This window comes from Novosphingopyxis iocasae, from assembly GCF_014334095.1.
Lineage (GTDB): Bacteria > Pseudomonadota > Alphaproteobacteria > Sphingomonadales > Sphingomonadaceae > Novosphingopyxis > Novosphingopyxis iocasae.
The window spans coordinates 1432708-1458550 of record NZ_CP060495.1 but is presented as its reverse complement, the minus strand read 5'-3'; the positions used below and the strand labels follow the sequence as shown (position 1 = coordinate 1458550).

General features: G+C 63.0%; 26 protein-coding genes. 4 read left to right on the top strand and 22 right to left on the bottom strand.

Annotated elements, in window-relative coordinates; genetic code table 11:
• Positions 1–73: 73 nt before the first annotated feature.
• Positions 74–1198 carry a zinc-binding dehydrogenase gene (locus H7X45_RS06940; protein ID WP_187336766.1) on the bottom strand — a complete coding sequence of 375 codons (1125 nt, stop codon included), beginning with the start codon at positions 1196–1198 and terminating at the stop codon, positions 74–76.
• A 338-nt stretch (positions 1199–1536) separates the two neighbouring features.
• On the opposite strand from H7X45_RS06940, the gene H7X45_RS06935 reads away from it, so the two are divergent.
• Positions 1537–2556, top strand: coding sequence for a sigma-54 interaction domain-containing protein (locus H7X45_RS06935; RefSeq protein WP_187336765.1), 1020 nt, complete (start codon positions 1537–1539; stop codon positions 2554–2556).
• Between the two features lie 198 nt (positions 2557–2754).
• On the opposite strand, the gene fliS is transcribed toward H7X45_RS06935, so the two are convergent.
• The 18 genes from fliS to H7X45_RS06845 all read right to left on the bottom strand — a co-directional run bounded on the left by fliS (position 2755) and on the right by H7X45_RS06845 (position 18501).
• Positions 2755–3123, bottom strand: coding sequence for a flagellar export chaperone FliS (gene fliS, locus H7X45_RS06930; protein ID WP_232343449.1), 369 nt, complete (start codon positions 3121–3123; stop codon positions 2755–2757).
• A gap of 82 nt (positions 3124–3205) precedes the next feature.
• Positions 3206–4591, bottom strand: a complete 1386-nt coding sequence (fliD, locus tag H7X45_RS06925; RefSeq protein WP_187336763.1) for a flagellar filament capping protein FliD — start codon at positions 4589–4591, stop codon at positions 3206–3208.
• A gap of 45 nt (positions 4592–4636) precedes the next feature.
• Entirely contained in the window at positions 4637–5776 is a 1140-nt protein-coding gene (locus H7X45_RS06920) for an EscU/YscU/HrcU family type III secretion system export apparatus switch protein (RefSeq protein ID WP_187336762.1), read from the bottom strand.
• A gap of 1 nt (position 5777) precedes the next feature.
• Entirely contained in the window at positions 5778–6560 is a 783-nt protein-coding gene (gene fliR / locus H7X45_RS06915; protein WP_187336761.1) for a flagellar biosynthetic protein FliR, read from the bottom strand.
• Entirely contained in the window at positions 6557–6829 is a 273-nt protein-coding gene (locus H7X45_RS06910; RefSeq protein WP_187336760.1) for a flagellar biosynthetic protein FliQ, read from the bottom strand. The genes fliR and H7X45_RS06910 overlap by 4 nt, the downstream gene beginning before the upstream one ends.
• 10 nt (positions 6830–6839) lie before the next feature.
• Entirely contained in the window at positions 6840–7721 is an 882-nt protein-coding gene (fliP, locus tag H7X45_RS06905) for a flagellar type III secretion system pore protein FliP (protein ID WP_246449787.1), read from the bottom strand.
• 4 nt (positions 7722–7725) lie between these two features.
• Complete coding sequence (locus H7X45_RS06900) at positions 7726–8112, bottom strand: FliO/MopB family protein (protein WP_187336759.1); 387 nt, start codon at positions 8110–8112, stop codon at positions 7726–7728.
• Positions 8112–8492, bottom strand: a complete 381-nt coding sequence (gene fliN / locus H7X45_RS06895; RefSeq protein ID WP_232343447.1) for a flagellar motor switch protein FliN — start codon at positions 8490–8492, stop codon at positions 8112–8114. Before fliN ends, H7X45_RS06900 begins: the two co-directional genes overlap by 1 nt.
• Entirely contained in the window at positions 8485–9423 is a 939-nt protein-coding gene (locus H7X45_RS06890) for a FliM/FliN family flagellar motor switch protein (protein WP_187336758.1), read from the bottom strand. The genes fliN and H7X45_RS06890 overlap by 8 nt, the downstream gene beginning before the upstream one ends.
• Before the next feature lie 4 nt (positions 9424–9427).
• Positions 9428–9976, bottom strand: a complete 549-nt coding sequence (locus H7X45_RS06885; RefSeq protein WP_187336757.1) for a flagellar basal body-associated FliL family protein — start codon at positions 9974–9976, stop codon at positions 9428–9430.
• A gap of 30 nt (positions 9977–10006) precedes the next feature.
• Positions 10007–11284: a flagellar hook-length control protein FliK gene (locus H7X45_RS06880; RefSeq protein WP_214645528.1), complete on the bottom strand. Its 1278-nt coding sequence runs from the start codon at positions 11282–11284 to the stop codon at positions 10007–10009.
• Positions 11285–11653: 369 nt separating this feature from the next.
• Positions 11654–12085 (bottom strand): hypothetical protein, encoded by a 432-nt coding sequence (locus H7X45_RS06875; RefSeq protein WP_187336755.1) that lies wholly within the window; start codon positions 12083–12085, stop codon positions 11654–11656.
• Positions 12082–13428, bottom strand: a complete 1347-nt coding sequence (locus H7X45_RS06870) for a FliI/YscN family ATPase (RefSeq protein ID WP_187336754.1) — start codon at positions 13426–13428, stop codon at positions 12082–12084. The genes H7X45_RS06875 and H7X45_RS06870 overlap by 4 nt, the downstream gene beginning before the upstream one ends.
• A complete protein-coding gene (locus H7X45_RS06865; RefSeq protein WP_187336753.1) occupies positions 13425–14045 on the bottom strand; it encodes a FliH/SctL family protein in 621 nt (206 codons plus the stop codon). Before H7X45_RS06865 ends, H7X45_RS06870 begins: the two co-directional genes overlap by 4 nt.
• Positions 14038–15042 (bottom strand): flagellar motor switch protein FliG, encoded by a 1005-nt coding sequence (gene fliG, locus H7X45_RS06860; protein ID WP_187337030.1) that lies wholly within the window; start codon positions 15040–15042, stop codon positions 14038–14040. The genes H7X45_RS06865 and fliG overlap by 8 nt, the downstream gene beginning before the upstream one ends.
• 58 nt (positions 15043–15100) lie before the next feature.
• Entirely contained in the window at positions 15101–16825 is a 1725-nt protein-coding gene (gene fliF / locus H7X45_RS06855; protein ID WP_187336752.1) for a flagellar basal-body MS-ring/collar protein FliF, read from the bottom strand.
• A gap of 1 nt (position 16826) precedes the next feature.
• Positions 16827–17168, bottom strand: coding sequence for a flagellar hook-basal body complex protein FliE (fliE, locus tag H7X45_RS06850; protein WP_425498183.1), 342 nt, complete (start codon positions 17166–17168; stop codon positions 16827–16829).
• Positions 17169–17190: 22 nt separating this feature from the next.
• Positions 17191–18501, bottom strand: coding sequence for a sigma 54-interacting transcriptional regulator (locus H7X45_RS06845; RefSeq protein ID WP_187336750.1), 1311 nt, complete (start codon positions 18499–18501; stop codon positions 17191–17193).
• 308 nt (positions 18502–18809) lie between these two features.
• On the opposite strand from H7X45_RS06845, the gene H7X45_RS06840 reads away from it, so the two are divergent.
• The 3 genes from H7X45_RS06840 to H7X45_RS06830 all read left to right on the top strand — a co-directional run bounded on the left by H7X45_RS06840 (position 18810) and on the right by H7X45_RS06830 (position 21933).
• Positions 18810–19697 (top strand): flagellin N-terminal helical domain-containing protein, encoded by an 888-nt coding sequence (locus H7X45_RS06840; RefSeq protein WP_187336749.1) that lies wholly within the window; start codon positions 18810–18812, stop codon positions 19695–19697.
• Between the two features lie 252 nt (positions 19698–19949).
• Entirely contained in the window at positions 19950–20849 is a 900-nt protein-coding gene (locus H7X45_RS06835) for a flagellin N-terminal helical domain-containing protein (RefSeq protein ID WP_187336748.1), read from the top strand.
• A 235-nt stretch (positions 20850–21084) separates the two neighbouring features.
• Positions 21085–21933: a flagellin N-terminal helical domain-containing protein gene (locus H7X45_RS06830; protein WP_187336747.1), complete on the top strand. Its 849-nt coding sequence runs from the start codon at positions 21085–21087 to the stop codon at positions 21931–21933.
• A gap of 117 nt (positions 21934–22050) precedes the next feature.
• Here H7X45_RS06830 and H7X45_RS06825 read toward each other — a convergent pair whose 3' ends face one another.
• The 3 genes from H7X45_RS06825 to H7X45_RS06815 are packed head-to-tail and all read right to left on the bottom strand — an operon-like array spanning position 22051 to position 25736.
• Positions 22051–22779 (bottom strand): sigma-70 family RNA polymerase sigma factor, encoded by a 729-nt coding sequence (locus tag H7X45_RS06825; RefSeq protein WP_187336746.1) that lies wholly within the window; start codon positions 22777–22779, stop codon positions 22051–22053.
• A gap of 15 nt (positions 22780–22794) precedes the next feature.
• On the bottom strand, positions 22795–24930 hold the full coding sequence (flhA, locus tag H7X45_RS06820; RefSeq protein WP_187336745.1) for a flagellar biosynthesis protein FlhA: 2136 nt from the start codon (positions 24928–24930) through the stop codon (positions 22795–22797).
• Between the two features lie 8 nt (positions 24931–24938).
• The gene (locus H7X45_RS06815; protein WP_187336744.1) at positions 24939–25736 is read right to left on the bottom strand and encodes a transglycosylase SLT domain-containing protein; all 798 of its coding nucleotides are present in this window, start codon (positions 25734–25736) and stop codon (positions 24939–24941) included.
• Positions 25737–25843 lie beyond the last annotated feature (107 nt).

Here is a 25843-nt window from a genome sequence, read left to right as displayed (position 1 = left end):
CGGGCGTAGGAGCCGAGCGCAGGCGGCAAGCCAGTTTGATTGGCTGCCCCCTGCACCGATTTGCCGCTAAGCCCTACTTCGTCGGGTCGATCAGATATTTCTCGCCCGTCGATTTGCTTTGATAGGCGCGGATCATGTCCGGCTTCAGCGCTTCGGCGAGTGAGATTGTCTGGGTGTAGCTGCTCGCGAAGGTGGTCTTCAGCTCATCCTTGACGCGGCTGCGCATGCGCAGGGCGGTGTCCATGCCGGCGCGGCCGAGGAAGTGGGGGAGCAGCCAGCCGCCGATGCTCCAGGCCATGCCGAAGCCACGCTCCAGCACAGTCGGCGAGGTGTCCAGCACGCCGTAGAGATAGACCTGCTTCGCCTGGTCCGATCCGTAGCGGCTATATTCGGTCATGCTGCGCTGGGATGCCGCTTCCATCGCGGTCAGGATTTGTCCGGCAAGCTTGCCGCCGCCCACCGCGTCGAAGGCGAGATAGGCTTCGGTTTCCGCGATCGCGTCGGTCAGCTTGGCCATGAAATCTGGCTCGCTGGAGTTGATGACGATCGGCGCGCCGATGTCCTTCAGGATTTTCACCTGCTCTTCCTTGCGCACGATGTTCACCAACGGAATGCCGTCGGCCAGGCAGATCTTGTTGAGCATCTGGCCAAGATTGGAGGCGGCAGCGGTGTGGACGAGGCCCTTGAACCCGTCCATCTTCATCTGCTCCGTAAAGGCGAGCGAGGTGAGGGGGTTCACGAACATGGACGCACCGTCCTCGGCGCTGGCGTCCTCAGGCAGCACAATGGCGTCCCTTGCCTTCACCTTGCGATACTGAGCGTACATGGCGCCGCCCATCATGCCGACCTTCTTGCCCATCATGTCCTGCACGTCGTCGCCCGCCGCGACCACGGTTCCCGCGCCCTCATTGCCCACCGGCATGGACTGGCCCACGCGCGCCTTCACGCCACTCATTCCGCCGTCGATCAGGTCCGCGGTCACTTCGGGGCGATCCTCGCTGCCGCCGCTTTCCATGGTCGATAGCTTGGCCGGGCCGAGCAGCAGGCCGAGGTCCGACGGATTGATCGGCGCCGCCTCCACGCGCACGACGATCTCATCGGCGGCGGGCGCGCCGACAGACACCTCTTCAAGGTTCAGCTTCAGCTTGCCGTCTTCGGTGATGGTGGAACGCAGTTCCAGGCCCTTGTGCTCGCTCATTCGGTCTCTCCCGTAATTGGTTTCTGACGAGCCGTTCATGTGGGACGGAACAGCCCGTAGCGCAATGCAACCCATCATGAGCGGTGCAGCAGGTGAGACATAAATTCGTTAACCCTTTTCGGAAGGGGTTTGGTTGGGGACTTGCATGCTAAATGGCGGAAATCGTGCGTTTGATAGCCGAAAGGCTTTCAGCGGAGGCTGCAAGAATTTGCCGCCCGGCAAGCGATCGCAAGATTTTGTTAACCATATTGCCGCAAAACGGTTTCGACGGAGCGGCGCGGCGGAAACGCCGGACACCAATCCGCCAGGGGCAGGAACGAGGACAGGGTAGTTTGAACATGCCGGAACAGATGATCTCCGAAATGGTAGTGGGCAGCAGCGATGCGATCGCATCGGTGCGCACGATGATCCGTTTCTCGGTGAACGCTTCTGCTTCGGTCCTGATCACCGGCCCTTCCGGCTGCGGCAAGGAAGTCGTCGCCCGCGCGATCCATCAGGCATCGCAGCGCAAGGACGGACCCTTCGTCGCCATCAACAGCGGCGCGATCCCCACCGAGCTGATCGAATCCGAGCTGTTCGGCCATGAAGGCGGGAGTTTTACCGGCGCTTCCAGCCGCCACATCGGCCTGTTCGAGCAGGCGAACGGCGGCACGCTGTTCCTGGACGAAATCGGCGAAATGCCGCTCGCGCTGCAGGTGAAGCTGCTGCGCGTGATCGAAGAGCGTTCGATCCGCCGCGTCGGCGGCACCAAGCAGATTCCGGTCGATGTCCGCATCGTCGCGGCGACCAACCGCGACCTTCATCACCAGATCGCCTGCGGCGAGTTCCGCGAGGACCTGTTCTATCGCCTCTGCGTCATTCCGATCTGCATTCCCTCGCTCGCCGAGCGCCCCGAAGACATCCGTTCGCTGGTCGACCATTTCCTCGGCAAGATCGATAGCGGCGCTGAGCGTCCGGTGATCGCCGACGAAGCCATCGCCCGGCTGGAAGCTTATGGTTGGCCCGGCAATGTGCGCGAGCTGCGCAACGTGATCGAACGGGCTGCGATTTTCTTCCCCGGCCAGACCATCGGCCAGGAAGAAGCAGAGCTTCTCCTCACGCATCGCAGCGTCGGTGCCGTTCACCAGCCGGTCGCTGCTCCCGCTGCTGCGGAAGCGGCTCCCAAGGTCAGCCTGTCGGACGGTTTCTCGCTGCAGAACCACCTGCAGCAGGAAGAGCGCCGCCTGATGATCGAGGCGCTGATCGAATGCGGCGGCGTGATCGCCAAGGCTGCGCGCCTTGTCGATGTTCAGCGCACCACCTTCGTGGAAAAGATGCGCCGCCACGGCATCAGCCGCGAAGACCAGCAGGCAGCGTAAAAAGCTATAGCGGCCGCAGGCTCCGCCGGCCGGCCGCTTCCTTCATTACAATTTCATCGAGACAAGCTGCACGGCAATCCCGATATTCGGCAGCGGACACCATGTCCTTTCCGCTCCGGATCGATCGGCCCTGTCCGCGCGCCCGGATGATGCTCTTCAGCTGAGCGCGCCCGTCCTTGCCCTGCCGGCAAGCGCTTCTCAGCGCTTGCCGATCTGATTCCAGGCGTCCGCGATTTCCACGACGATCTCACGCGCGGCAGCCAGTCGCTCCGCGGTCTGCTCACCATGCGCGTTGGCAAGACGGTTGGATGCCTCGCGGTAGACGATGGCGAGGGTGGTCGCGATCTCTCCGCCACGCTCGAAATCCAGGCTTTCGTCCAGCGCGTTCAGGATATCCATGGCCTTGGCGCGCGATTCGAACATGCCCGCCATGTCGCCCCGGTCCACGCAGCGCGCCGCGCGGTCGATCCGCAGGAGAAGCTGCTCGAACAGGATCGAGACCAGCTCGTGCGGGCTGGCCGCTGCGATCCGGCTGTTCTTGTCCACCGCTCCGTAAGTTTGGGCCATGGCGCGGCTGGGTGAATAATACATGGTCGTGGTTTCCCGTGCTTCTAATTAACTGCCGTACGTTCGATCGGTCGGACGGCGCTCAGTCGTAATTACCGTTCCAGATCTTGGTCTGCTGCTCGACATATTGCTGGGTCTGCTTCAGCACCGCGAGCTGGCGGTCCATGTTGGAGAAGGTCTGCTGAAGGCTGGTCTGATAGCGCTCGATGTCACTATTCAGCTTCTCGCGCATTTCGGTAAGCTGCTTGCTCACCGCCTCAAACCGTGCCTTGGCGAGGGTCAGCGGACTGTTCTTGTCCTGCAGCGCGGTTTTGACATCTTCCAACACGCCCGCGATCCCGCGATTATTGGCGTCGGGCTTCAGCGGATCGAGCATCGAGGCCACGGCCCCGGCATCGGTCGCCATTGCCTTGTCGAACGTGGCGCTATCCAGTGTCAGCGTGCCGTCGCGCTCGGTACGAACGCCGATATCGGCCAGCGTGCGGAACGGCCCGTCGGTCGAAAGCATCGTGGAGCTCATCCGGCCAAGTCGCGCGGCCATGTCGCGAATGGCGCTGTTGCCGGCCAGCGGCCCGCCGGCCTCTCCGTCCACACCGGGAGCAGTGGCAGAGTTGAGGCCACGCTTCAGGGTGTTGAAGGCATCGATAAATTCGGTGACGAGATCGCGCGTCGTCGCCTTCGGCTTGTCGCTGGAAATCGTGATTTCTTCGCCTGGCTTGGCGGCCAGCAGGTTCAGGCGCACGCCCTCGATCGCGTTTTCAATCTGGTTGCCGCTGTTAATAAGCTCAACGCCGTTAACGACCACGATGCTGTCGGTGGCACCGGAGAGCTTCGTCAGGCCGGTCGTCGCGCCGTCCGCGTAGGCGAAATCTTCCAATCCGCCCGCGGTTGCCGATATGGTGTAGCCCTGATCGGCACCCTTGGTGCCTTCCAGCACCAACCGCGTGCCGCGATTGTCGGTCATGATCCGCGCAGTGACGCCGGTTTCCGCGTTATTGATCGCATCGCGCAGTCCGGTGAGGCTGTTGTTGCTGTCGTCGATCGTGATGTCGAACGAGCCCTTGCTCGTTGCCAAAGTGAGCGTGCCCGTGCCTACCGCATCCGCCGATGTCGTAAAGTTGCGTGAGAGCAGACGCTGTTCGGACGCCAGCTGCTTCACTTCCATGGTGACGGGCAGACCGCTCGGCGTCTTTCCATCGATGAAGCTGGCCGTGGCAATGCCGCCATTGCTGGAGACGAGGTCTCCCAGAAAGCGCTTGCCGTCCAGGATTGCGCTCAAGGCGTCGGAAAAGGTGTTCAGCGAAGAGGAGGCCGAAGCGAGTGCAGAGATGCGCGCGCTGTTCAGCTGCTGCTTCTGATTGATCTGCGCCTCGCGCGGCTGGCGCGTTGCGTTGACCAGGTCGTTGACCAACTGGGCCGAGTTGATACCCGACTGGCCGCTGATGAGATTGGAGATACTGGAAAGCATGGGCGCCCTTTCTTGGAATGGGTAACGGCAGCTCGCGGTGAAACTTTAGGGCGAAAGTCGACCGTCTGCGTCGAAGCGCAATTCGTCGGGGACGGCGATGTCCGGCTTGTCGGCGCGGGCGATCTCTCCGTCGAGGCGGAACAGGAAGGCGAGCAGGGCGGCAACGGCCATGTACAGCCGCTCGTCGACGATATGGTTGGGCTTGGACGTGTAGTAGATTGCGCGCGTCAGCTCCGGATAATGGAGCACGGGCACCTTCGCCTCCTCGGCCAGCGAACGCATGACGAGCGCGAGCTCGCCGCGGCCGCGGAACAGTACGACGGGCGCCGCGTCCCGCTCCTGATCGTACCGGAGCGCGACGGCGAAATGGGTCGGGTTGACGAGCAGTACGGTGGCATCTTCCACCGCCTTGCGCGCCGATCCGCTCATCAACGCGTGCTGGCGCTGGCGGATCGCTTGCTTGACCTCGGGCGAGCCTTCGCTTTCCTTGTGTTCGTCCTTCACCTCTTGCTTGGTCATCTTCAGCTTCTGCGAGCGCTGAAACATTTGCGCCGGCACGTCGATCATCGCGATGAAGACCAGGCATCCCGCCATTACGAGCAGCGTCCAGGTGAAAAGCGATCCGAAGGCGAACAGGCTTTCGCGGATATCGCCCAGCCCCAATTGCACCATCTGCCGGATCGAGTTGAAGATGATGACGGCACCGACCGCACCCATCACGCCGACTTTCGCCAGCGCCTTGGTGAGTTCGATCAGCGCATGCGTGCCGAACATGCGCTTTAGGCCCGATGCGGGGTTCATCTTGGAGGGTTTGGGTGCCATTGCGGACCAGCGAAAGCCCAGCGAGCCGAGCATGGCGGGCGTGCCGACCGCCGCAATCAGCAGCAGCAGCGCCAGACCGCCGAAGGGAAGGGCCAGCGGCGCGATCAGCTTGAGCGTCCGCTCGCTCATATCGAACTGTTCGATGTCGCTCGGGCTGAACATCAGTCCGGAGCGTACAACGTCCGATGTGGCGCCGAGCAGTTCCCCGCCGAACAGCGAAAACATCGCCGCGCCGCCAATCATGACGAGCGCGACGCCCAGTTCCTTGGACTGGAGGACATCGCCCTTCTTGGCGCTGTCCTTCAGCCGCTTGTCGGTTGGGGCTTCGGTTTTTTCACCGCCACCGGGAGGGGAGCCGCTCATATCAGCCTATCCCCGCTACCATGCTGGACTGGTCCAGGCCCTCGCCCAGTGCGCGCATGATGCCATCGGCAATCACCGGTGCGGCCATGGCGAGGAGGACGAGGCCGGATAGCAGCGCGACCGGCAGGCCGACCGCGAACAGATTGAGCGCCGGGGCGGAGCGCGCGAGCATGGCCATGACCACCTGAATCAGGATCAGCGCCGCGCCGACCGGCAGAGCGATTAGGAGACCCATGGAAAACAGCGATCCGCCGAACTGCAACAGCCCGTCGATTGCCGCGAAACCCGGAAAGGCGTTGCCCGGCGGCAGCGTGCGATAGCTGTCGACGATGATCGAGATCAGCATGAGATGGCCGTCCATCGCGAGCAGCAGCAGCGTCGCGATAATCGAGAGGAACTGGCCGAGCACCGGGGTCGATCCGCCCATCTGCGGGTTGTTCATGGTGGCAAAGCCAAGGCCCATGGCGTTGCCGAGCGTCTCACCGGCCACAAAGGCCGCGGAAAAACCGATCTGAACGGCAAAGCCCATGGCAAGTCCGGTAACGACTTCACCAGCCAGAAACAGAAAGCCGGCGAAGCTCGCCAGCGTTTCCGTCGGCATCGTCGCGCCGGCAGGGCCGGTGGCGGCGATGCCGATCATCAGCGCCAGGATGATGCGCAGCGGAAGCGGCACCTGCTGCGCGCCAAAAATCGGCGCGGCGATTAGGGCGGCACCGGGCCGGATCATCGCCATGGCCCATTGCCACAGCTGATCCTCCGCACCGGCGAAGGCAGGGGCGATCACACCAGCAGCTCCGGGATACGGTTGAAGGTGTCGATCGTGAAATCGGCGATCAGATAGAGGATCGACCCGCCGAACAGCGCCAGCATCATCCCGACCACGAACAGCTTGGGTACGAAGCTCAAGGTCGCCTCGTTGATCGAGGTGGCGGCCTGTACCATGCCCAAGAGGATGCCGACCACAAGCGCGGGGATCAGGAGCGGCGCGGCGGCGAGGGCGGTGACCCACAGCGTCTGCTGCGCGATGCCGATGAAGAAATCCGTCTGTTCCATTTGGCAATCCTCAGGTGACGAAAGAGCCGGCGAGCGAGCCCATGGTGAGCGCCCAGCCGTCGACCAGGACGAAAAGGAGAAGCTTGAACGGCATCGATATGATGGTGGGTGAAAGCATCATCATGCCCAAGGCCATCAGCGTGGAGGCGACGACCAGATCGATGATCAGGAAGGGCAGGAAGATCATAAAGCCGATCTGGAAGGCGGTTTTCAATTCGCTGGTGACGAAGGCCGGCAGCAGGATCGAGAAGGGGATGTCCTGCGGGCTGGCGACCGCGTCCACCTTGGCAAGGTCCATGAACAGCTTGAGATCGGTCTGGCGGGTCTGCTTCACCATGAAGGCGTGGAACACCTCGCCCGATGTCGCGACCGCCTGTTCCAGCGTCACCTGATCGGCGCCATAAGGCTCGATAGCGCGCGTGTTGATCTGTTCGATCGACGGAGCCATCACGAACAGCGAGAGAAACAGCGACAGGCCGATCAGCACCTGGTTCGGCGGGGTCTGCTGCAGACCGAGTGCCTGGCGCAGGATCGACAGGACGATGATGATCCGCGTGAAGCTGGTCATCATCAGCACCAGCGAGGGCAGGATCGTCAGCAGCCCCATCAGGATCAGGATCTGGAGGCTGAGCGTCAGCGGTGCGCCGTCACCCGACACATCGTCGAGCGCGCGGGTCAGCGCCTGCGATGCATTGGGCGTGTTGGCTGGCGCGGCCGGTGCGGTCTGTTCAGTTTGCTGCGCCGGGGCCTCCTGCGCGGCGGGCGCGGCGGGGGCGGCGGGAGCGGGCACCGCTGCCTGTGCGGCCAGCTGCGTGGGGATTGCCAGCAGCAACGCGGCCAGGATCGGTTTGATGGCGGCGCGCAGCGCCGATGTGCGGAAAAATGCGGGCATCGGATCAGGCCCGCTTGGAGGAGGAGCGCGAAGAGAGCGCTTTGTTCATGATCGATGCGAAGCCGCTTTCGCCGCCGGATACGCCTGCATCGTCACCATATGCGGGAGCATGCGATGCGGCGGCGGATTTCTCTTCGTCGGTCATGGCCCGGGCGGTGATCGGTTCGATCTTGCCGCGCGTCGCCGAGAGCAGGATGCGCTGATCGCCGAATTCGACGACCGCGAGCTTGCCGGACGTGCCCATGGAGAGCGTCTCGACCAGCCGGAGATCCTGCTGGCGTGCGCCTTGGGCCAGGCCCGGCTGATATTTACGATATAACCACAAGGCCCCCACGATCATGCCCGCCATCAGCGGCAGCATGATCACCAGCTTGAGGATATAGTAGGTCACTAGGCACGCCTTTCAACTTTCGCACCTCCGACATTCTTGGAAACGACTTCCGCGACGCGGATGCCGAAACGGCCGTCGATGGTTACGACCTCACCCTTTGCAACCAGCGTGCCATTTACGTTGATATCGAGAAGTTCGTTCGCCTGGCGACCCAGTTCGACGACCGATCCTTCGGCCAAGTCCATGATTTCACAGAGCTTTAAAGATACCGCACCGACTTCCACCGAGAGTCGGACCGGAATGTCCGCAAGGAAGCGGTAGTGCTCCGCGCTTTCGTCGGCAAAACTATGGTTACCGTCGCGGCAAGAAATTGCCGCCCCGTTGCCGCCGCCCTGCCGGGCTGCATCGGCGAGGCCGGCTGCCTCTGTCATGTCATTCATGGAATGATCCTTTCTCGATAGTGTCGATGCGGAAGGCGGCGAGACCGTTCTGTTCGCCGAGGCTTCCGCGCGCGAAGGTGCGATCCCCGATCAGCAGCGGCAGGTTGCGCGCGGGGGGTATGGGAATGATGTCGCCGGGCTTCAGATTGGCTAGCTCCGGAAGGGTCATGGTCGGGCGGGCAAGGACCGAGCGGACAGGCAGGAAAACCTCGTTCAGCGCGCGGCCCAGGTCCTGCCGCCACATGGGGTCGGCGGGCATGGTTTCGGCAGACGGCGCACCGGCCAGTTCCTCACGCGCCGACTGGATCATGTCGACCGGGTAGACGAGGTCGATGATGAAACGGACATTGCCGGGATAGGAAAGCTCGAACGGCTGAATCAGCAGTTCGTCCTCATCGCGCTTGGCCAGCCTGGCTTCATCCGGATCGTCCGTCAGTCCTGCCGAAAGACAACGGAACGGACCGAACTCGGCCCAGGCCGCGCCAAGCTGCGGAGCGATGGCTCCGGCAATGCGGTGCATCAGACGCAGGTCGGTGGCGCTGTAATCGGCTTTCTTGGATTTGCCGCGCGCGATCGACCCGCCGAAGAACGCATCGACCAGAGCCGCGATCAGATCGTGCGGCAGACGCAGCGCCATACGGCCCTTCATCGGCGGCAACTGGTAAAAGGCGAGCCCCATCGAGCTGCCCTGCGCGGAAAGCCAGTCGCGATGGATCTCCAGCCGCGCTTGATCGGGGGTCACGTTGAGCCGCTCATTGGCCAAAGGTTGCAGCGCCGTGCGCAGGCCGCTGGCAAGGCGTTTCGCGGTGCGCCGTGCGATCGGCATTACATCCGCTTCGCTGCTGTCGCGGCGCGGGAAGTGGTGCGCGGCGCTCGCGGGCATGGCGGCGCTCTTCTCTTCGGAAGTTTCGGAGGCGGCGGCGTCGGTCATGGAATTACTGCAGCACCAGCTTGGTGAAATAGACCTCGTCGATGCCGCCGAAGCCGGTCTTCTGCTTCAGCACATCGTTGATGCTGTCGCGCAGGCGCGCAGCAAGCTGCTCCTTGCCCTGAATCGTTTCCAGCTCCAGCGCATCGGTATCGGCCAGCTGCATCACGATGGCATTGCGCACCGCAATGTCATGCTCGGTCAGCGCTTCGACCACGCTCTCGTCGTAGAAGGTGGAAACCGCCATCTGCGCCTGAGCAAAGCCGGAGCCGCCGCGCAAATTGGTGGTGAAGCTTTCCTCGATCGGAAAATAGGTCGACTTGTACATGCTGATGTCGTGGACCTTGCCATCCTTGGGACCATCGACCTTCGTGCCGTCCTTCAGGACGAGCTTGGGCAGATCGGGATCCACATGGCTTTGCTCATGCTCACCGAACATGTCTGCATAGAAATAGCCCCCCGCGCCGCCCGCGCCGCCGATGATGACGATCGCGGCGAGCGGAAGCAGCAGCTTCTTCATCTTGCCCTTTTTCTTGGGCTTTTTCTCATCGGACATTGTTCAGGTCTCCGGGTTTGCGCGCTGGTGTCAGGCGTAAAGAATATTGGAAGAGGGACGGCCGGTAGGCCGGCTGGGAGTATCGATCTCAGGCCCGCCGCGGCGGCCGTCGATCCCCATACGACCGAAGGATTGCTGCGCAGCATTTTGCTGGCCGCGCTGCTGGTCGTTACCGGCTTGCGGCTGATTTTGGTTCTGGCCCTGGCCGGTGCCCGTCGAGGCATCGCGCGTCGCCACATCGATGGTGCCGATGCGCTGACCCGCGGCGCGCAGTTCCTGCTCGATCCGGCTATGCGCCTGCGCAATGGCACCGCGAACGCTCTCGTTTTCAGTCGTGATCTGCAGCCGCTCGCTGGCCCGGTCGATCGCGATTTCGATCCGGCCGAGACGCTCCGGACTGATCTGCAGCATCAACGTGCCGTCCTGCACCGTCATGGCGTTCATCGCCGCGCCGATCGCCGCGCTCACGCGCTGGCCGAACTGGGCATCGAACGGAACGGGTGCCGGGGCGGTGAAGATAGGGTTGGAGGCATTTGTCGCCTGGTTCTGCGTAGCGGAGACGGCTTGCGTTGCCGTCTGAAACAGCGACGCCGCTTCGCTAGAATTCTGCATCGGCTGAATACTCGACTGCACGTCCGCGGCTTGACGTGGAAGCGCGCGATCATCGGCCCCGTCGGCTTGGTTGCTCTGAAGAACCGGGCGGGCTGCAGCCTCTCGCGAGGAGAAGGCGGTATCAGTCGCTTCATCTGCCTTGCCAGCGCGCGGATCCATTTTTGGACGTTGAGAATTTTTCTCGTCCGTCGAAAGTGTTCCGGATCCACCGGTTTTTGCGGAAATCGTCGATGCTTGGCCTTGACCAACTTCTTTCACAGCATTTGCGGCCTGCTCCGGTGCCCGATCGGGCGTCGTCACCGCGCTTTTCGTCATTTGTTGCAGGGCGCTGCCGTTTCGTGCCACGGCCTCACCGGATGCGACGGGCCGAGACGTCAATTTCCGATCCACTCTGTCGAGGGGCACGTCGGCTAAGCGTGGGGTGGTGCGTTGTAGAGCGGGAAGTATGTCATCGCTCACGACTCCCATGCCCGGTTCAGAGGTATTTTGTGGAGCGCTGCGAAGCGGCGGGGCACCAGTTGGTGCTTTGGAAGCCGGATCGCCGGGCACTGGGGAAATGCCAGTTAGCGCGCTGGAGGCCTGATCTCTGGCCAGCGATTGCTCACTCTGGGAAGATACCTGCGGACCGGCGACGAACTGCGCCGCGAGCGGCAGGGATGGTGCTGCGACGGGCGCAGCAGCGCGCGATGCTTCCAATATGGAGATGCCACTCGCGCTGGCGGGCGCGCTATAGTGGGGCATATCGACGAGTAGAGGCAAGCCAAGAATGCCTAACCGGTCCTCGCCATCATCATCGTCCTTCGCGCCGCCATCGGCTTCTTCGCGGGTAGGCAGATCTGCGAATTCTGGCTCTGCAGTGCCTAGCTCCATCGGGGGTAGTTCGAATGTCAGGCCTTCGGCGGTCACCGAAGTGAGGCCGATTGCCGCGAGCGGCGCGGTGGATGCCTCTAGCTGGAGGCGAAGGGGAAGTGCATTGCCAATCATCGATCTAACCTATGCAGATAGCGTGCCAGTTTTGCTGAGCGCGGAATGCAGAGCGTTCGGCAAGAGTGAGGGGGCCAGCGCTCACGCACTGCGCTCCATAACGCGGCGCGGCAAAGCGCGGGGTTGTTCGCTGAGCTTACGGTCGGTCTCGGCTTCCACACTGGTTTTCGCCCGCCCAACGAGACGGTCGGCCATCTCGCGCTTTTGATAAGCGGCAATCCGTTGCCGCTCCATCCGGGCAGTATGTTGCCGGGCCTGGCCGATTGCGGTTTCCATCTGGTCCCCGGCGCGCTGCAGGCGTTCGACCAGCTCGAGCTGCGCATGGAGCGAGCGGCCCTCGCGGCAGTCATTGCCGGCCTTGTGCATGTGGACGGAGAGCGCCTTTAGCTGATCGCGGCGCTGCTCCAGATTGGTCTCGCTACCGCGCGCGGCGGCGCTTTCCCCCTTGGCGATGCGTAGCTGCGTCTCACGCATCCCAAGAATGCGTTGGCGGCTTTTCAGAATCTTCTTCATGCATGTGCGCTTTCAAAACCGAATTGCTGGCGGAGTTGTCCGACGCTTTCGTCCATCGGCACGGCTTCCTTGGCACCTTGCCGGACAAAAGCGAGCAGCTCGTCATGGCGGGCGACGGCCTCGTCGATCGCGGGATCGCTTCCCTCCCGATAGGCGCCCATCAAAAGGAGGTCGCGGTTCTCCTCATAGGCGGACCAGAGGCGGCGGAAATTGGTCTGCGCTGCGCGGTGTTCGTCCGAAATAATGTCGGCGGCGACGCGGCTGAGCGATTTGCCGACGTCGATCGCGGGGAAGATGCCCTGTTCGGACAACAGGCGCGACAGGATGATGTGCCCGTCCACGATGGCGCGAGCGGTGTCGACCACCGGGTCCTCCATGTCGCCGCCATCGGCGAGGACGGTGTAGAGCGCGGTGATGGAACCGCCGGTCGTGTTGTCATTGCCCGCCCGCTCGATCAGCCGGGGGATGAGAGCGAGCGCGGAAGGGGGGTAGCCTTTCATGGTCGGCGGCTCGCCCATCGACAGGCCGATTTCGCGCTGCGCATGCGCGATGCGTGTCAGGCTGTCGATGATCAGCAGGACGCGCTTGCCCTGGCTGCGGAAATGTTCGGCGATCGCGGTGGCGCGGGCGGCGGCGCGCAGGCGCAGCACAGGCGAATAATCGGCCGGTACGGCAACGGTAACGGTGCGTCCTCGCATCGGGCCGTTAAGCTTGGTCTCGACGAAATCGCTGACCTCGCGTCCACGCTCGCCGATCAGGCCGACTACGGCCACGTCGACATCGGCATGTGCGATGATCTGGCCGATCAGCACCGATTTGCCGACGCCCGAGCCCGCCGCGATGGCGATGCGCTGCCCGTAACCGGCGGTCAGCAGTCCGTTGATCGCCCGCACGCCAAGGTCAATCGGTTTGGTCACGCGTCCGCGATTGAGAACGTTGGAGCGTTTGCCCGCAAGCGGCCAGAGCGCATTGGCGACGATCGGGCCGCCGCCGTCCAGCGGTTCGCCCATCGGGCCGATGACCCGGCCGAGCAGACCATCGCCGACCTGCGCCTGGCTGGATTGCATGTCCGGCTCCACTCGGGCACCGTTCTTGACCGCGCCGTCGCTTTCCAGCGGGACCATCAACGCGCGGCTGCCGCGAAATCCGGCGATTTCCGCCTTCATGGTGCCGCCATCTGCAGTGTGGATGGTGCCGCCGAAGCCGATCGGGTGGTTGAAGCCGGTCACCTCCAGCATCCCGGCATCATGCGCCACCAAGCGGCCGATGCGGCGCGGACCCGCGCCGATTGCCTCGATCCGGCCGAGGAGGCTGGTAAGGCCTTTTTCCTGTGCAGGAATCATGATGCGTTGCCCAGCGAGGCGATCATCGCCTCCAGCTCGTCGAGTACGGGCTGCGTACCCTGTTCGATCCAGCCATCGCTGTGCGAAAGGCTGAGCGTGCCGCGCACCAGCGAGGGGTCTTCCTCGATCGCGAGGCCGAACGTTTCCTCGCCCAGCAGCATCCGGTCCAGCGGATGGATGTGCAGGACGGCGTCGGCGCAGTCTTTCTTGGCGAGTGCGGCCAGCGAGGCGCAATGCTGCTTCAGGGTTTCCGGATTGGGTTCGGCAAATCCTGCGGTCCGCTCCAATAGCGTGCGAATGGTGCGCATCAGCGTCTCGCATAGCGCATCGCTGGGCTGCGCGCGCAACGTGGCGGCGGACTGCGCCAGCCGGTCGGACGCGGCAATCAGTTCCTCATTCGCCTCGGCAATCGCGGCCTGGCCGTCGGCGAAGCCCCTGCGGTAGCTGTCGTCCAGCTGCTCGCGAAAATAGGCCTCGGCTTCCGCCTGCTCGTCAATCTCATTCGGTGCTGCATCGTTATCAGCGCCGCTCCGGAACGCTTGTGCAGGCGTCTGCCAGACAGGGCGAAAGGTGGAAACTTCCGGCGCGAAGGAGCGCTGTGCGAACCCATTAGACATAATCGTCGCCTCCTCCGCCGATCACGACATCGCCGGCATCGGCAAGCCGGCGCGCCTGCGCGACGACGCTCTTCTGTGCTTCGATCACTTCGGACATCGGCATGGGGCCGCGCTCGTTCATCTCGTCTTCCAAAGTCTGCGCGGCGCGGCTGGACATGCAGCCCAGAATCTTGGCGCGCAGTTTCTCGTCCGCGCCCTTCAGCGCCGGGACCAGCTGCGTGTTGTCCACGCTGCGCATAATGGTTCCCAGATCCTTCGGCTCGACCGTGATGAGGTCGGCGAAGGTGAACATTTCATCCTCGATCGTGCCGGCCAGCTTCTTGTCGCGCTTGGCGAGCGCCTTGATCATCCGAGCGCTGTTCTTCTTGCCGATCTGGTTCATGATCGCTGCGACTTCGGACGGATCGCCCTTGGTGGCCACGGTGCCGGAGCCCTTGGGCGCGTGGAACGCGGTGAGAAGGTGCTCGATCGTCTCGATCGCGTCGTTGCTCACCTGGCCGAGCGTGGCGAGCCGATAAACCACATCGTCCTGCATGTCGGAGGGCAGAAGGCTGAGGACGGCGGCGGCATTGTCGGTCGACAGGAAAGAAAGCACCAGCGCTGCGATCTGCGGATGCTCCTCCTCGATCATCGCGGCGATCTCTTCGGGTGCCATCCATTTGAGCGCTTCCAGGTTCGGCGCGGGTTTTTTCGGCGCGGTCCGGCTGATCATCACTTCGGCGCGCTGCTCACCGAGAGCCGCGGTCAGCATCGCCTGAATCTGAATGTCCGAGCGATAGCCGATGGTGGTGCGGTGGCGGGCACGATCGACGAAGCGATCGAGCACGGTGTTGATCTCGTCCGCGCCGATATCGGCAACCGAATACATCACGCTGCTGAGCTGCTCGACTTCGTTCGGCTCAAGCCGCGAAAGAATGCCCGAGGCTTCGTCCTCGGAAAAGAGGAGGAGAAGGATTGCTGCGGCCTGTTCATCGCCCAGGCTGGGCAGATCGGGCATCGCTGCTGCGAGCGCTTCGGCGGCGCCGTCGATCGCCGCTGCTTCAGGTTCCATTACCTCAGCCATTTACTGCTTCCTTGGGGGCCTTCGCCGATTTCAGCAGGTCGCGGACGACCAGGGTGGCGTGTTCGGGGTTCTGTTTGACGAAATTCTGGATCAGCAGCGCGCGTTCCTGATAGCTGTGCGCTGCGGTGATCATGTCCAGCGTCACCGGCTCGTCTTTGCGCGCCTCATCCACGGAGCGGGCGAGGGCAGGGGCTTCGCTGGCCTCTGCTGCCGGAAGCGCCGGTGCGTTCTTCAGTTCCTTGCGGCGCTTCAGCAAGGGGCGGCCGATGAAGAAGATAAGAGCAAGGGCAACCAGCAGACCAGAGACGTTGCGCACCAGAAGCGACACCCAGCTTGCCTCGTACCAAGGCGTTTCTTCGGTGACGATCGGCTGGAAAGCGCGCGAGCTGATCTCAACCTGGTCGCCGCGCTGGGCATTGAAGCCGATCGCGCCTTTTACCAGCTTTTCGATCGCGGCGATCTCAGCGGGGCTACGCGGCTTGCCGTCGGGGCCGTTGGCGATGGCCACCGCCACCGAAACCCGGCTGACCACGCCGCTTGCATCCTTGGTGACGGCGATCTGGCGGCCGAGCTCATAGTTGCGGTTCACCTGCTCCTGACGCTTTTGCATGTCGGCGGGGACGGCGGGATCACCCATCTGGTCCTGCGCGGTGCCGTTTTCGGGCGGCTGATCGGACAGTGCGCCGGGGATGCCGCCGGGCGTGCCGTTGGCGCCGTCAGTCTGCGCGGTCCAGCTGCGCTGTTCGCTGCGCACGACCGATTCATCCTTGGGGAAGGTCTCGCTGGTCGCCTGACGCTCGGAGAAATCGAGATCTGCGGAAACTTCCGCGGCGAAATTATTGGCGCCAAGGATCGGCGTGAGCAATGCCGTCAGGCTGCGACGATAGCGGTCCTCGACCTGCTCCTGCACCGCCAGCTGTTTGCCGGTTTCGCCCAGCGGACCGTTCTCAGCGGTTTCGGAAAGAAGCCGTCCGTTCTGGTCCACCACCGAAACCCGGTCCGCGTTGAGGCCCGAGACGGAACTGGCGACGAGGTGCGTGATCGCCTGCACCTGTTCATTGCCTAGCGTCGTGCCGGGTTGCAGGTTCAGCACCACCGATGCGGCAGGCTCGTTCCGCTCGCGGATGAACACGCTGGGCGGATCGACGGCCAGATGCACGCGCGCCGTGACGACCGTATCGATCGCCTCGATCGAACGGGCGAGATCGGCCTCGCGCGCGGCGCGCAGCTTTTCGGTCTCTACCGCGCGGCTGGCGCCCATCGGCATGGAGCTGATCATGCTGTCTCCGTCCGGCGCGCTCTTGGGCAGGCCCTGCGCGGCGAGCAGCATCTTGGCGGCGTAATAATCATCTTCGCTGACGGTCAATGCGCCGGTGCTGTTGTCCAGCTGATAGGGGATCGAATTGCTGTCGAGCGCCTGCGCCACGGCGGCCTTGTCGCTTTCCGGCAGGCCGCGGAACAGATCGCGCTGGGGCGGGGATTGCAATGCGAGCCAGGCGGCAGCGGCCATGGCGGCCACCGCGATGAAGCCGAGCAGCGGCAGCGATTTCGCCACCGCCGGCTGCGACAGGAAGTCGCGCGCGCGGTCCATGAAGCCGCCGCCCATGCCGCCATTGCTGCTGGAGCTGAAACCGATCGGCTTCAGGCGCTGGGTGGGGCGGGCTGCTGCGCCGCCGGCGTTGCCGTCGATCGGCTGGGAGATCGTCATGTCGTTCATATCACACCGGCATGTTCATGATGTTCTCGTAGGCCGAGAGCAGCTTGTTGCGGACCTGGAGGGTGGCTTCGAAGCCGACCGACGCCTTCTGCTTTGCCAGCATCACAGCGGCGATGTCGGTCGTTTCACCGGCATCATAAGCGGACGCCGCGTTGGAGGCGGCGGTCTGTGCCTCGTTCACCTGCGACAAGGCATCGCGCATCGTGGCGGAGAAGGGGGTTTCTACGCCCCCTTTGTCTCCAACCAGCGATCCGCCGAGCGGCTTGGACGTCTCGGTGACGTTCTGGAGCGTCTTGTTCTGCTGAAGGATCGCGTTGCGCGCCGCCAGCAAACTGTTGGTCATCGGTTGCATCGGTCAGTCCCTCTCAGGCGGCTTCAGCCAGCTCGCGCATATCGGCGAGACGATAGCGCAGCGTGCGCTCGGAGATGCCGAGCAGTTCCGCGGCGCGGCGGCGGTTGCCGCTGGTTTCTTCCAGGGTAGCGGTGATGGCTTCGAATTCGGCCAGGCGGGCGCGGCTCTGAAGGTCGCGGCCGCGCAGCACGGGGTTGATCGCCGGGGTGGGGTCGGCGCGGGGGGTGGTGGGCGCAGCCTTGATGGTAGCGGCTGCGGGGGTGAAGACGGGGGCGGGGGTAAGATTGAGATCGGCGGCGCAGATCGCATCGCCTTCGCGCAGGACGAGGGCGCGCTGCAGCATGTTGCAAAGTTCGCGGACATTGCCGGGGAAGGCGTGCGCCATCAGCGCCTCAAGCGCATCGGCCTCGATCCAGGCGAAGTCCGCGCCATCCTTCTGCATGGCGAGCAGCATGGTCGCGGCGATGGCGCACACGTCCTGGCGGCGCTCGGCGAGCGGGGCGATCTCGATCGGCATGACGTTGAGACGCCAGTAAAGGTCTTCGCGGAAGCGGCCCTCGGCCACCTCCGCTTGGAAATTGCGGTTGGCGGCGGCGACGATGCGGATATCGACCTTGACCGCGGTTGTCTCACCCACGGGAAGCACTTCGCCTTCCTGCAGCGCGCGCAGCAGCTTCGCCTGCAGTTCGAGAGGAAGTTCGGTAATCTCGTCAAGGAACAGCGTGCCGCCGTCGGCTGCACGGAACAGGCCCTCGCTTTCGCCGCTGGCGCCAGTGAACGCGCCGCGCTTGTGGCCGAAGAGCATCGCCTCGACCATGGTCGCGGGCAGCGCTGCGCAGTTCACTGCGATGAACGGACCTTCCGCGCGCGGCGACTGCGAGTGGACGAAACGGGCCATGCCTTCCTTGCCGACGCCGGTATCGCCCTGGATCAGGACGGCGGCTCCGCTGGCGGCAACGCGCGCGGCATAGCGCATCAGGCGGGCGCTCGCATGCTCACCGATGGCAGGGCCGCCATTGCGGACGGCTTCCGCGATAAGCGCGTGGCCCAGCTTCATATCTGCTGGGCCGAAGGCGATGTGCATCGGCTGGCCATTCGCGGCGGGCACCAGCTCGGGCGCGCCGTCGCGGAAATCGACGATGATGTCACGGTGACAGGCAAGCGCCATCTCGTCCCCGGTCAGGATGCGGATGGGGCGCGTGCGCGGTGAACCGTCTTTCGTATCGATCGCAACGGTCTCGATCAGAACGGCATTCAGATATGTCGAAAGCGTCGGCAGCTTGCTGGCGGCACCGTCGCTGATGGCGGTCTTCGAAACGAACATTCTTGTATTCCCCAATCTTTCGCGGCCTACCCACCGCATTCCCACGCAAACGATAATGCAAGCGGCGTGCCAAACGCGAAAAGCGCGGATTTGCGTGGGGTGAACAAAGGGGGAGGGGGATTTGCGTCAGCGGGCCGTCAGCCGCCCGGCGGAAACGTCAAAAATTTGGCGCCCTATATATAAAGCCGGAAAATTGGCGGCGCGGGGCCGGTCGATTTTTTTGTTTAATGGCCCCGGAACCTGACCGTTACCCATTTCGAACCGGCGAACAAACAGACCGGTCTGGGAACAACGTAAAGGAATTTATCATGACCGTCATCGGAACCAACATCTCCGCAATGCGCGCCGCCACTGCTTCGAACCGCGCCGAAATGGGCCTCAGCAAGGCGATGGAACGCCTGTCGACCGGCCAGCGCATCAACACCGCTAGCGACGACGCAGCAGGCCTCGCCATCTCCACCAAGATGACTTCGGAAGTGCGCGGCCTTACCATGGCGATCCGCAACTCCAATGACGGCATCTCCCTGGCGCAGACCGCCGAAGGCGGCATGAACCAGATCACGAACATGCTGCAGCGTATGCGGGAACTGGCCGTGCAGTCGGCCAACGGAACGCTGGGCAATGACGATCGCGTCAACCTGCAGAAGGAAGTGTCCGCCCTGATCAGCCAGATCGGCGACATCACAGCCAACACGAAGTTCAACGACGTCGATCTGCTGAAGGGTGGCGCGATCAACATCCAGACCGGCGCGCAGGTTGGTCAGAATGTAGTGATCACGCTCTCCGACGTGCAGGCAGCCACGCTCGGCTCCTATGAGGCCGACGGAACGACCAAATCGAAGCAGAAGGACGCAGCCGGCGCGGATACCGCGGTCGATGCCACGGTCGATCAGGTCAATATCGACACCACGCTCGGTGCGCAAAACGCGCTGTCCATTTTGGACGATGCCCTGAAGTCGGTGACTACCGCACAGGCTGATCTGGGTGCTTCACAGAACCGCCTGCAAGCCACGGTCAGCAGCCTCACCGACCGCGTGACCAACCTTTCCGAAGCGCGCAGCCGCATCCAGGATGCCGACTTCTCGCAGGAATCTACGCAGCTCGCCAAGTACAAGATCCTGAATGAAGCATCGACCGCGATGCTGGCGCAGGCCAACCAGAGCCAGCAGGGCGTCCTGAGCCTCCTGCGCGGGTAAGGACACTGATCAAAAGGGCGGGCTGGTATCCGCCCTTCACAGTCTCGATACGTCTGTCCGGAAGCCGGGCAGGCGTTCGAGGCAGTAGAGAATTGTTATTCGGTTCGGTTGACGCCTATTAAAACGTCTTAACTATATCCGATATACTTTTGAAAAAAAATAATATTTCGGCTTAAGTTTCAGATTTCACGACCGTTACAGTTTCCGAGGCGTCCCTAACCGGTCGCCCCACCAAGGGAAAAAGGAACAAACATGACTGTTATCGGAACCAATGTTTCCGCGATGCGCGCCACCACGGCGTCCACGCGGGCCGAAATGGGCCTCAGCAAGACGATGGAACGTCTGTCGACCGGCCAGCGCATCAACTCCGCCAGCGACGACGCTGCCGGCCTCGCTATCGCCACCAAGATGACTTCGGAAGTGCGCGGCCTCAATATGGCCAAGCGCAATGCGAACGACGGTATCTCTCTGGCCCAGACGGCCGAAGGCGGCATGAATCAGATCACCAACTCGCTGCAGCGTATGCGTGAGCTGGCGGTTCAGTCAGCCAACGGCACGCTCGGCGATGCGGACCGCGCGAACCTTCAGAAGGAAGTTGCCGCGCTGAAGGATCAGATCACCAGCGTCGCCGACAACACGACCTTCAACGGCGTTAGCCTCCTGAAGGGCGATGGTGCCGGCGGTGCGAAGTCGGTCGCGATCCAGACCGGTGCGGGTGCGGGCCAGCAGGTCACGATCAACATCGCTGATGTTCAGACCACCTCGCTCAAGCAGTTCCAGGCTGACGGTACCACCCAGGAGACGTTTAAGGCAGCCGATGGAACGACCGATGTCGACGCCATCGTTTCCAACATCGATATCTCCTACGGTGCAGGTGCTACCGCGGCCCTGGGCATTCTCGATGCCGCGCTGAGCACGGTGACCACCGGACAGGCCGATCTCGGTGCCTCGCAGAACCGCCTGCAGGCAACCGTCAGCAGCCTGGACGACCGCGTCACGAACCTGTCGGAAAGCCGCAGCCGCATCCAGGATGCCGACTTCTCGACCGAGTCGACCGCAATGGCGAAATTCCAGATCCTGAACCAGGCATCCACTGCGATGCTGGCGCAGGCCAACCAAAGCCAGCAGGGGGTTCTCAGCCTGCTGCGCTGATCCTTCGGGGTGGCGGGTCGGTCCTTCGGGATCGATCCGCTCCGGAGACGATACTGGCGTCCGTCGGTCTGTCCGGCGGGCGCCTTTTTTTTGGTATATAATAGTTAGTCTTTTATTAACCATAAGAAAACCTCATCTAATCAATAAAAGAGCTTAAAAATAACGGACATGTCCCGTCAAATAACATGAGGCGAATACTGCTAGACTTGTCGCCGCAACGGGAAAAGGAACGAACATGACTGTTATCGGAACCAATGTTTCGGCGATGCGCGCCACCACGGCATCAACACGAGCCGAAATGGGCCTCAGCAAGACGATGGAACGCCTGTCGACCGGGCAGCGTATCAACACCGCCAGCGACGATGCCGCCGGCCTTGCCATTGCCACTAAAATGACTTCGGAAGTGCGCGGCCTCAATATGGCCAAGCGCAATGCGAATGACGGTATTTCGCTCGTTCAGACCGCCGAGGGCGGCATGAACCAGATCACCAACTCGCTGCAGCGTATGCGCGAGCTAGCAGTGCAGTCTGCCAACGGCACGCTGGGCACGGCTGACCGTGCCAACCTGCAGAAGGAGGTTGCCGCGCTCAAGGATCAGATCACCAGCATTACCGACAATACGACGTTCAACGGCGTCGATCTTCTGAAGGGCGATGGAGTTACCGCTGGTGCGGCGAAGTCGGTCGCCATCCAGACCGGTGCAAATGCGAACCAGCAGGTTACCGTCAGCATTGCAGATGTTCGTACGTCGCAGCTTACCGATGGTACCACGACCGTGGCCGCCATCGACATCAGCACTGATGTTGGCGCTACCGCCGCGCTGAGTTCGCTCGATGCCGCCCTCAGCACGGTGACCACCGCACAGGCCGGTCTTGGTGCCTCGCAGAATCGCCTGCAGGCTACCGTCAGCAGCCTGGACGACCGCATTACCAACCTGTCCGAAAGCCGCAGCCGTATCCAGGACGCGGATTTCTCGCAGGAATCGACCGCAATGGCGAAGTTCCAGATCCTGAACCAGGCATCCACCGCGATGCTCGCACAGGCCAACCAGAGCCAGCAGGGCGTCCTCAGCTTGCTGCGTTAAGCGCAAGACGGTCTCGATCCTCTCAAATTTTACAAAAAAGCCCCCGCCGGTCGATCCGGCGGGGGCTTTTTGATGATGTCTTTAAAGACGCTCATTCGATAAAAAGAGCGTGCCCGTTCAGCCCATCTGAGCCGCCAGTCGCTTGCGCATGGTATCGAGCGCGGCTTTCTTGATCTGACATACGCGCGCGGCAGTTACGCCTAGGACGGCGCCGATTTCTTCGAGGTTCAGTTCTTCGACGAAGAACAATTGCAAAACCATTTGTTCACGCTCGCTGAGCGTACCGATCCCGGCCTGGACGAGCTGCTGCAGCTGATCGCGTTCCAGCGCCACATCCGCGCCATCCTCCTCGGAGGCGAACCAGACGCTGTGTTCGGAATATACCTCGTCCATCGATTCCATCTGGACGTCGGCCGCCTGATCGAAGCGGGCCAGAAATTCTGATGCGCCCAAGCCCATTTCGGCGGCCAGTTCGCTTTCGCCCGGCTCGCGCCCCAGCTGTCCCATCAGCTTTTCCTGCGCCCGGCGCAGATCGCGCCGGAATTGCAGGGCGGATCGGCAGAGATTGGACTGGGCGCGCAGATGATCCATCATCGCCCCTCGAATGCGCGTGCCGGCATAGGTGGAAAACTGGTGGCCCTGATCTTCATAGCGCCGCGCCGCTTCGATAAGGGCGATCAGGCCGATCTGGATCAGGTCCTCCACCTCGATACTGGATGGCGCACGGCCTGAGACATGCCAGGCGATCTTGCGCACCAGCGGAATGTGATCCTCGACCAGCTGCTGCGGTTTTTGCCGGGACGGCGTGCGACCGTAGGTAAGGCTGTGCTGGGGCTGAAAAGTCATCGTCACGGCCTCCTGTTAAAGCTGTGTGAAGCTGTGCTTGGCTTGCGGGGCGGGTGCGGGTGCCGGCACTGCCTCCTGCTGCCCGCCGACCGTGGCGATCACCTCGACCGGTTTGTCGTCGGGCAATTCGCGGAAGGAAAGCACGGGGGTGTCGGGGAAGCGCGGACGGAGCAGGTCCGACAACGCCTTGCGGGCGGCGGGCGAGGTGACCAGCGCAAAGCTCTGTTGGCGCAGCATCAGCCGTTCGCTCGATTCCTCGATGGCGGCAAGGATGCGCTGGCCGAGGCCCGGCTCGATCGGGAAGCTGGCATCGCCCGCCACCTTGATCGACTGGCCGATAAGACCTTCCAGCTCCGGGTCGAGCGTGACCACCGGCAGCGGCATGCTGACGGGAACGAGCGACTGGATGATGATGGAACCGATACGCTGGCGCACGCGCTCCACCACCGTCGGGATATCGGTGCAGCCATCGCCGGTGGCCTCGACCATGGCCGAGCAGAGGCGGCGGAAGTCCTTCAGCGGAACGCCTTCGATCAGCAGCGCGCGGCAGACCGCGGATACCGCGAAGAGCGACAGCGCCTTGGGGGTGAGCCCTTCGACGAGCTCCGGCGCGCGCTCCTTCAAGTTGTCTAGCAGCATCTTGGTCTCGTCCATGCCGAACAGCTGCGCGGCGTTGAGACGGATCATGTGGTTGAGATGTGTGGCGAGTACGGTGGAAGCGTCGACCACAGTGTATCCAGACACGATCGCCTCGGGCCGTTTGTCGGGCGAGATCCAGCGGGCATCCATGCCGAAGGTAGGGTCCTTGCAGACGCGGCCTTCGATCTCCTCGTCGATATCGCCGCTGTCGATGGCCAGCATATCCTCGGGCCAGATCACGTCTTCGCCGATTACCGTGCCGCCGATTGTGATGCGATAGGCGTTGGGATCGAGCGTCAGATCGTCCTTGATCCGCACCAGCGGGATTACGAAGCCGAGCTCTTTGGACAGCTGCTTGCGGATGCCGGTCACGCGCTTCATCAACGGCGCATCCTTGCGCTCATCCACCAGCGCGGTGAGCGCGTAGCCGACTTCGATACCGAGCATCGCTTCGTCGGAAACATCGCTCCAGTTGATGAGATTGGGATTGGGCGGGGGCGCGTCTTCGACCTCTTCCTCTTCCGGCGCAGGGCGCGAGAAGCGATAGGCGAAGTAGGCGGCAACGCCGGCTGCCGGCAGGATGATCATATGCGGCATGCCGGGCAGGACGCCCAGGATCGTCAGGATTGCCGCCACGGGAATCCAGGCCTTGTGCGATCCGAACTGAGAGGAAATCTGGCCGCCAAGATCGAAGGGCGAGGAAACGCGGGTGACGATGGCCGCCGCCGCAATCGACAGCAGCAGGGCTGGCACCTGCGCCACCAGCGCGTCGCCGATGGCGAGCATGGTGTAGGTGGACGCCGCATCGCCGAGCGCCATGTCATGGCTGGTAACGCCCAGCACGATACCGCCGACGATGTTGATCACGAGGATCAGCACGCCGGCAATGGCATCGCCCTTCACGAACTTGCTGGCACCGTCCATCGATCCGTAGAAATCGGCTTCAGTGGCAACGTCCACGCGGCGCTGCTTGGCTTCTTCCGGCGTGATGAGGCCGGCGCCCAGATCGGCGTCGATCGCCATCTGCTTGCCGGGCAGGGCGTCCAGGGTGAAGCGAGCGCTGACTTCCGACACGCGGCCCGCACCCTTGGTGATGACGACCATGTTGATGATCATCAGGATCGCAAACACGAACAGGCCGACGACATAGTCGCCGCCGATCAGCATCGAACCGAAGGCTTCGATCACATGGCCCGCGGCGTCACCACCCTCATTGCCGGACACCAGCACGACGCGCGTCGAGGCGACGTTGAGGCCAAGGCGCAGCAGCGTCGCGAACAGAAGGACCGTCGGGAAGCTGGAGAAATCGAGCGGCTTGGTGGCGTTCAGCGCCACCATCAGAACTGCGAGCGAGATCATGATGTTGGTGATGAAGCCGACGTCCAGCACGAAGGCGGGTACCGGCAGGACCAGGAACACGACGAGCAGGAGCGTCGCCAGCGGCAACAGCGCCGAGCGGATATCGAGCAGAGCGAGAAAGCCATTGCCGGGCTTGGTGGATTGGGCGTTCATACGAGCGATCAGGCTCCCATCGATGCGAGCAGCATGTAGGCAAGGCGCGCATTGTCGTTACGGTTGAGGTCGGTTCCGGAAGGTGCCTGGCGCTGACTGGCGAGGCGAAGATAGTCGGCAGGCTGGACGTACGGCATGTCGTTGCCGCCCGGCGCATTGTTGCCGCCCATCGGCATATTCGCGCCGTCACCCAGCTTGGCGGCGAAGCGGCTGCGGATTTCGTCGAAGCTGCGCATGCGCCCGCCCGAGGCGTAGAAGATGTTGCGGTTGGCGCTTGCCGCCTTGCCGAAATGGGGCGCGGCGGCTGCATCCGGGTTCGATGCGTGGGCGGAAAGAAACTTCGCCGCCCCGCCCGCACCCAGGAAGTGGGCGAGGTAGAGATCGACGGGCGCCATCTCCCGGCCCAGCCGGCTTTCGAGGTAATCCTTGTTGTCGGACGCGAACTCCCCGGCCATCGCAGCGGCGACTTCCGGGTTCTTGCGCAGATCGAGGATCGCCTGGCGCATGCCGGGATCGGACACGGTGTAGCGGCCGCGTGAATCCTTGCCGATGGCGTTAGCCGCCCAGTCGAGCCCATGGTTCGCGCCATGCTGATCGACCACGGCCAGCCAGCTCTGGCTGATGAACTGATAGAGGCCGGTGGCCGAGCTGGTGGGTGCCTTAGCGTTTGGGTTCATGCCGCTTTCGATGCGGGCCTGACCCATCAGATAGTCGAAATCGACACCGGTTTTGCGCGCCGACTGCGCGATGGCACGGGTGATGCGGTCACCCCCCATTCTCGCGTAGTTGCTGATTTCCGATGGCATTTGCCGTCTCCTGTTTCGGTGGAAGATCAGCAAGAGTTGTGCCAATTCAGTGAAATGATTCCGCTCAACGGTCCTGATTAACTATCTGAACGGATATGTGGCCCATC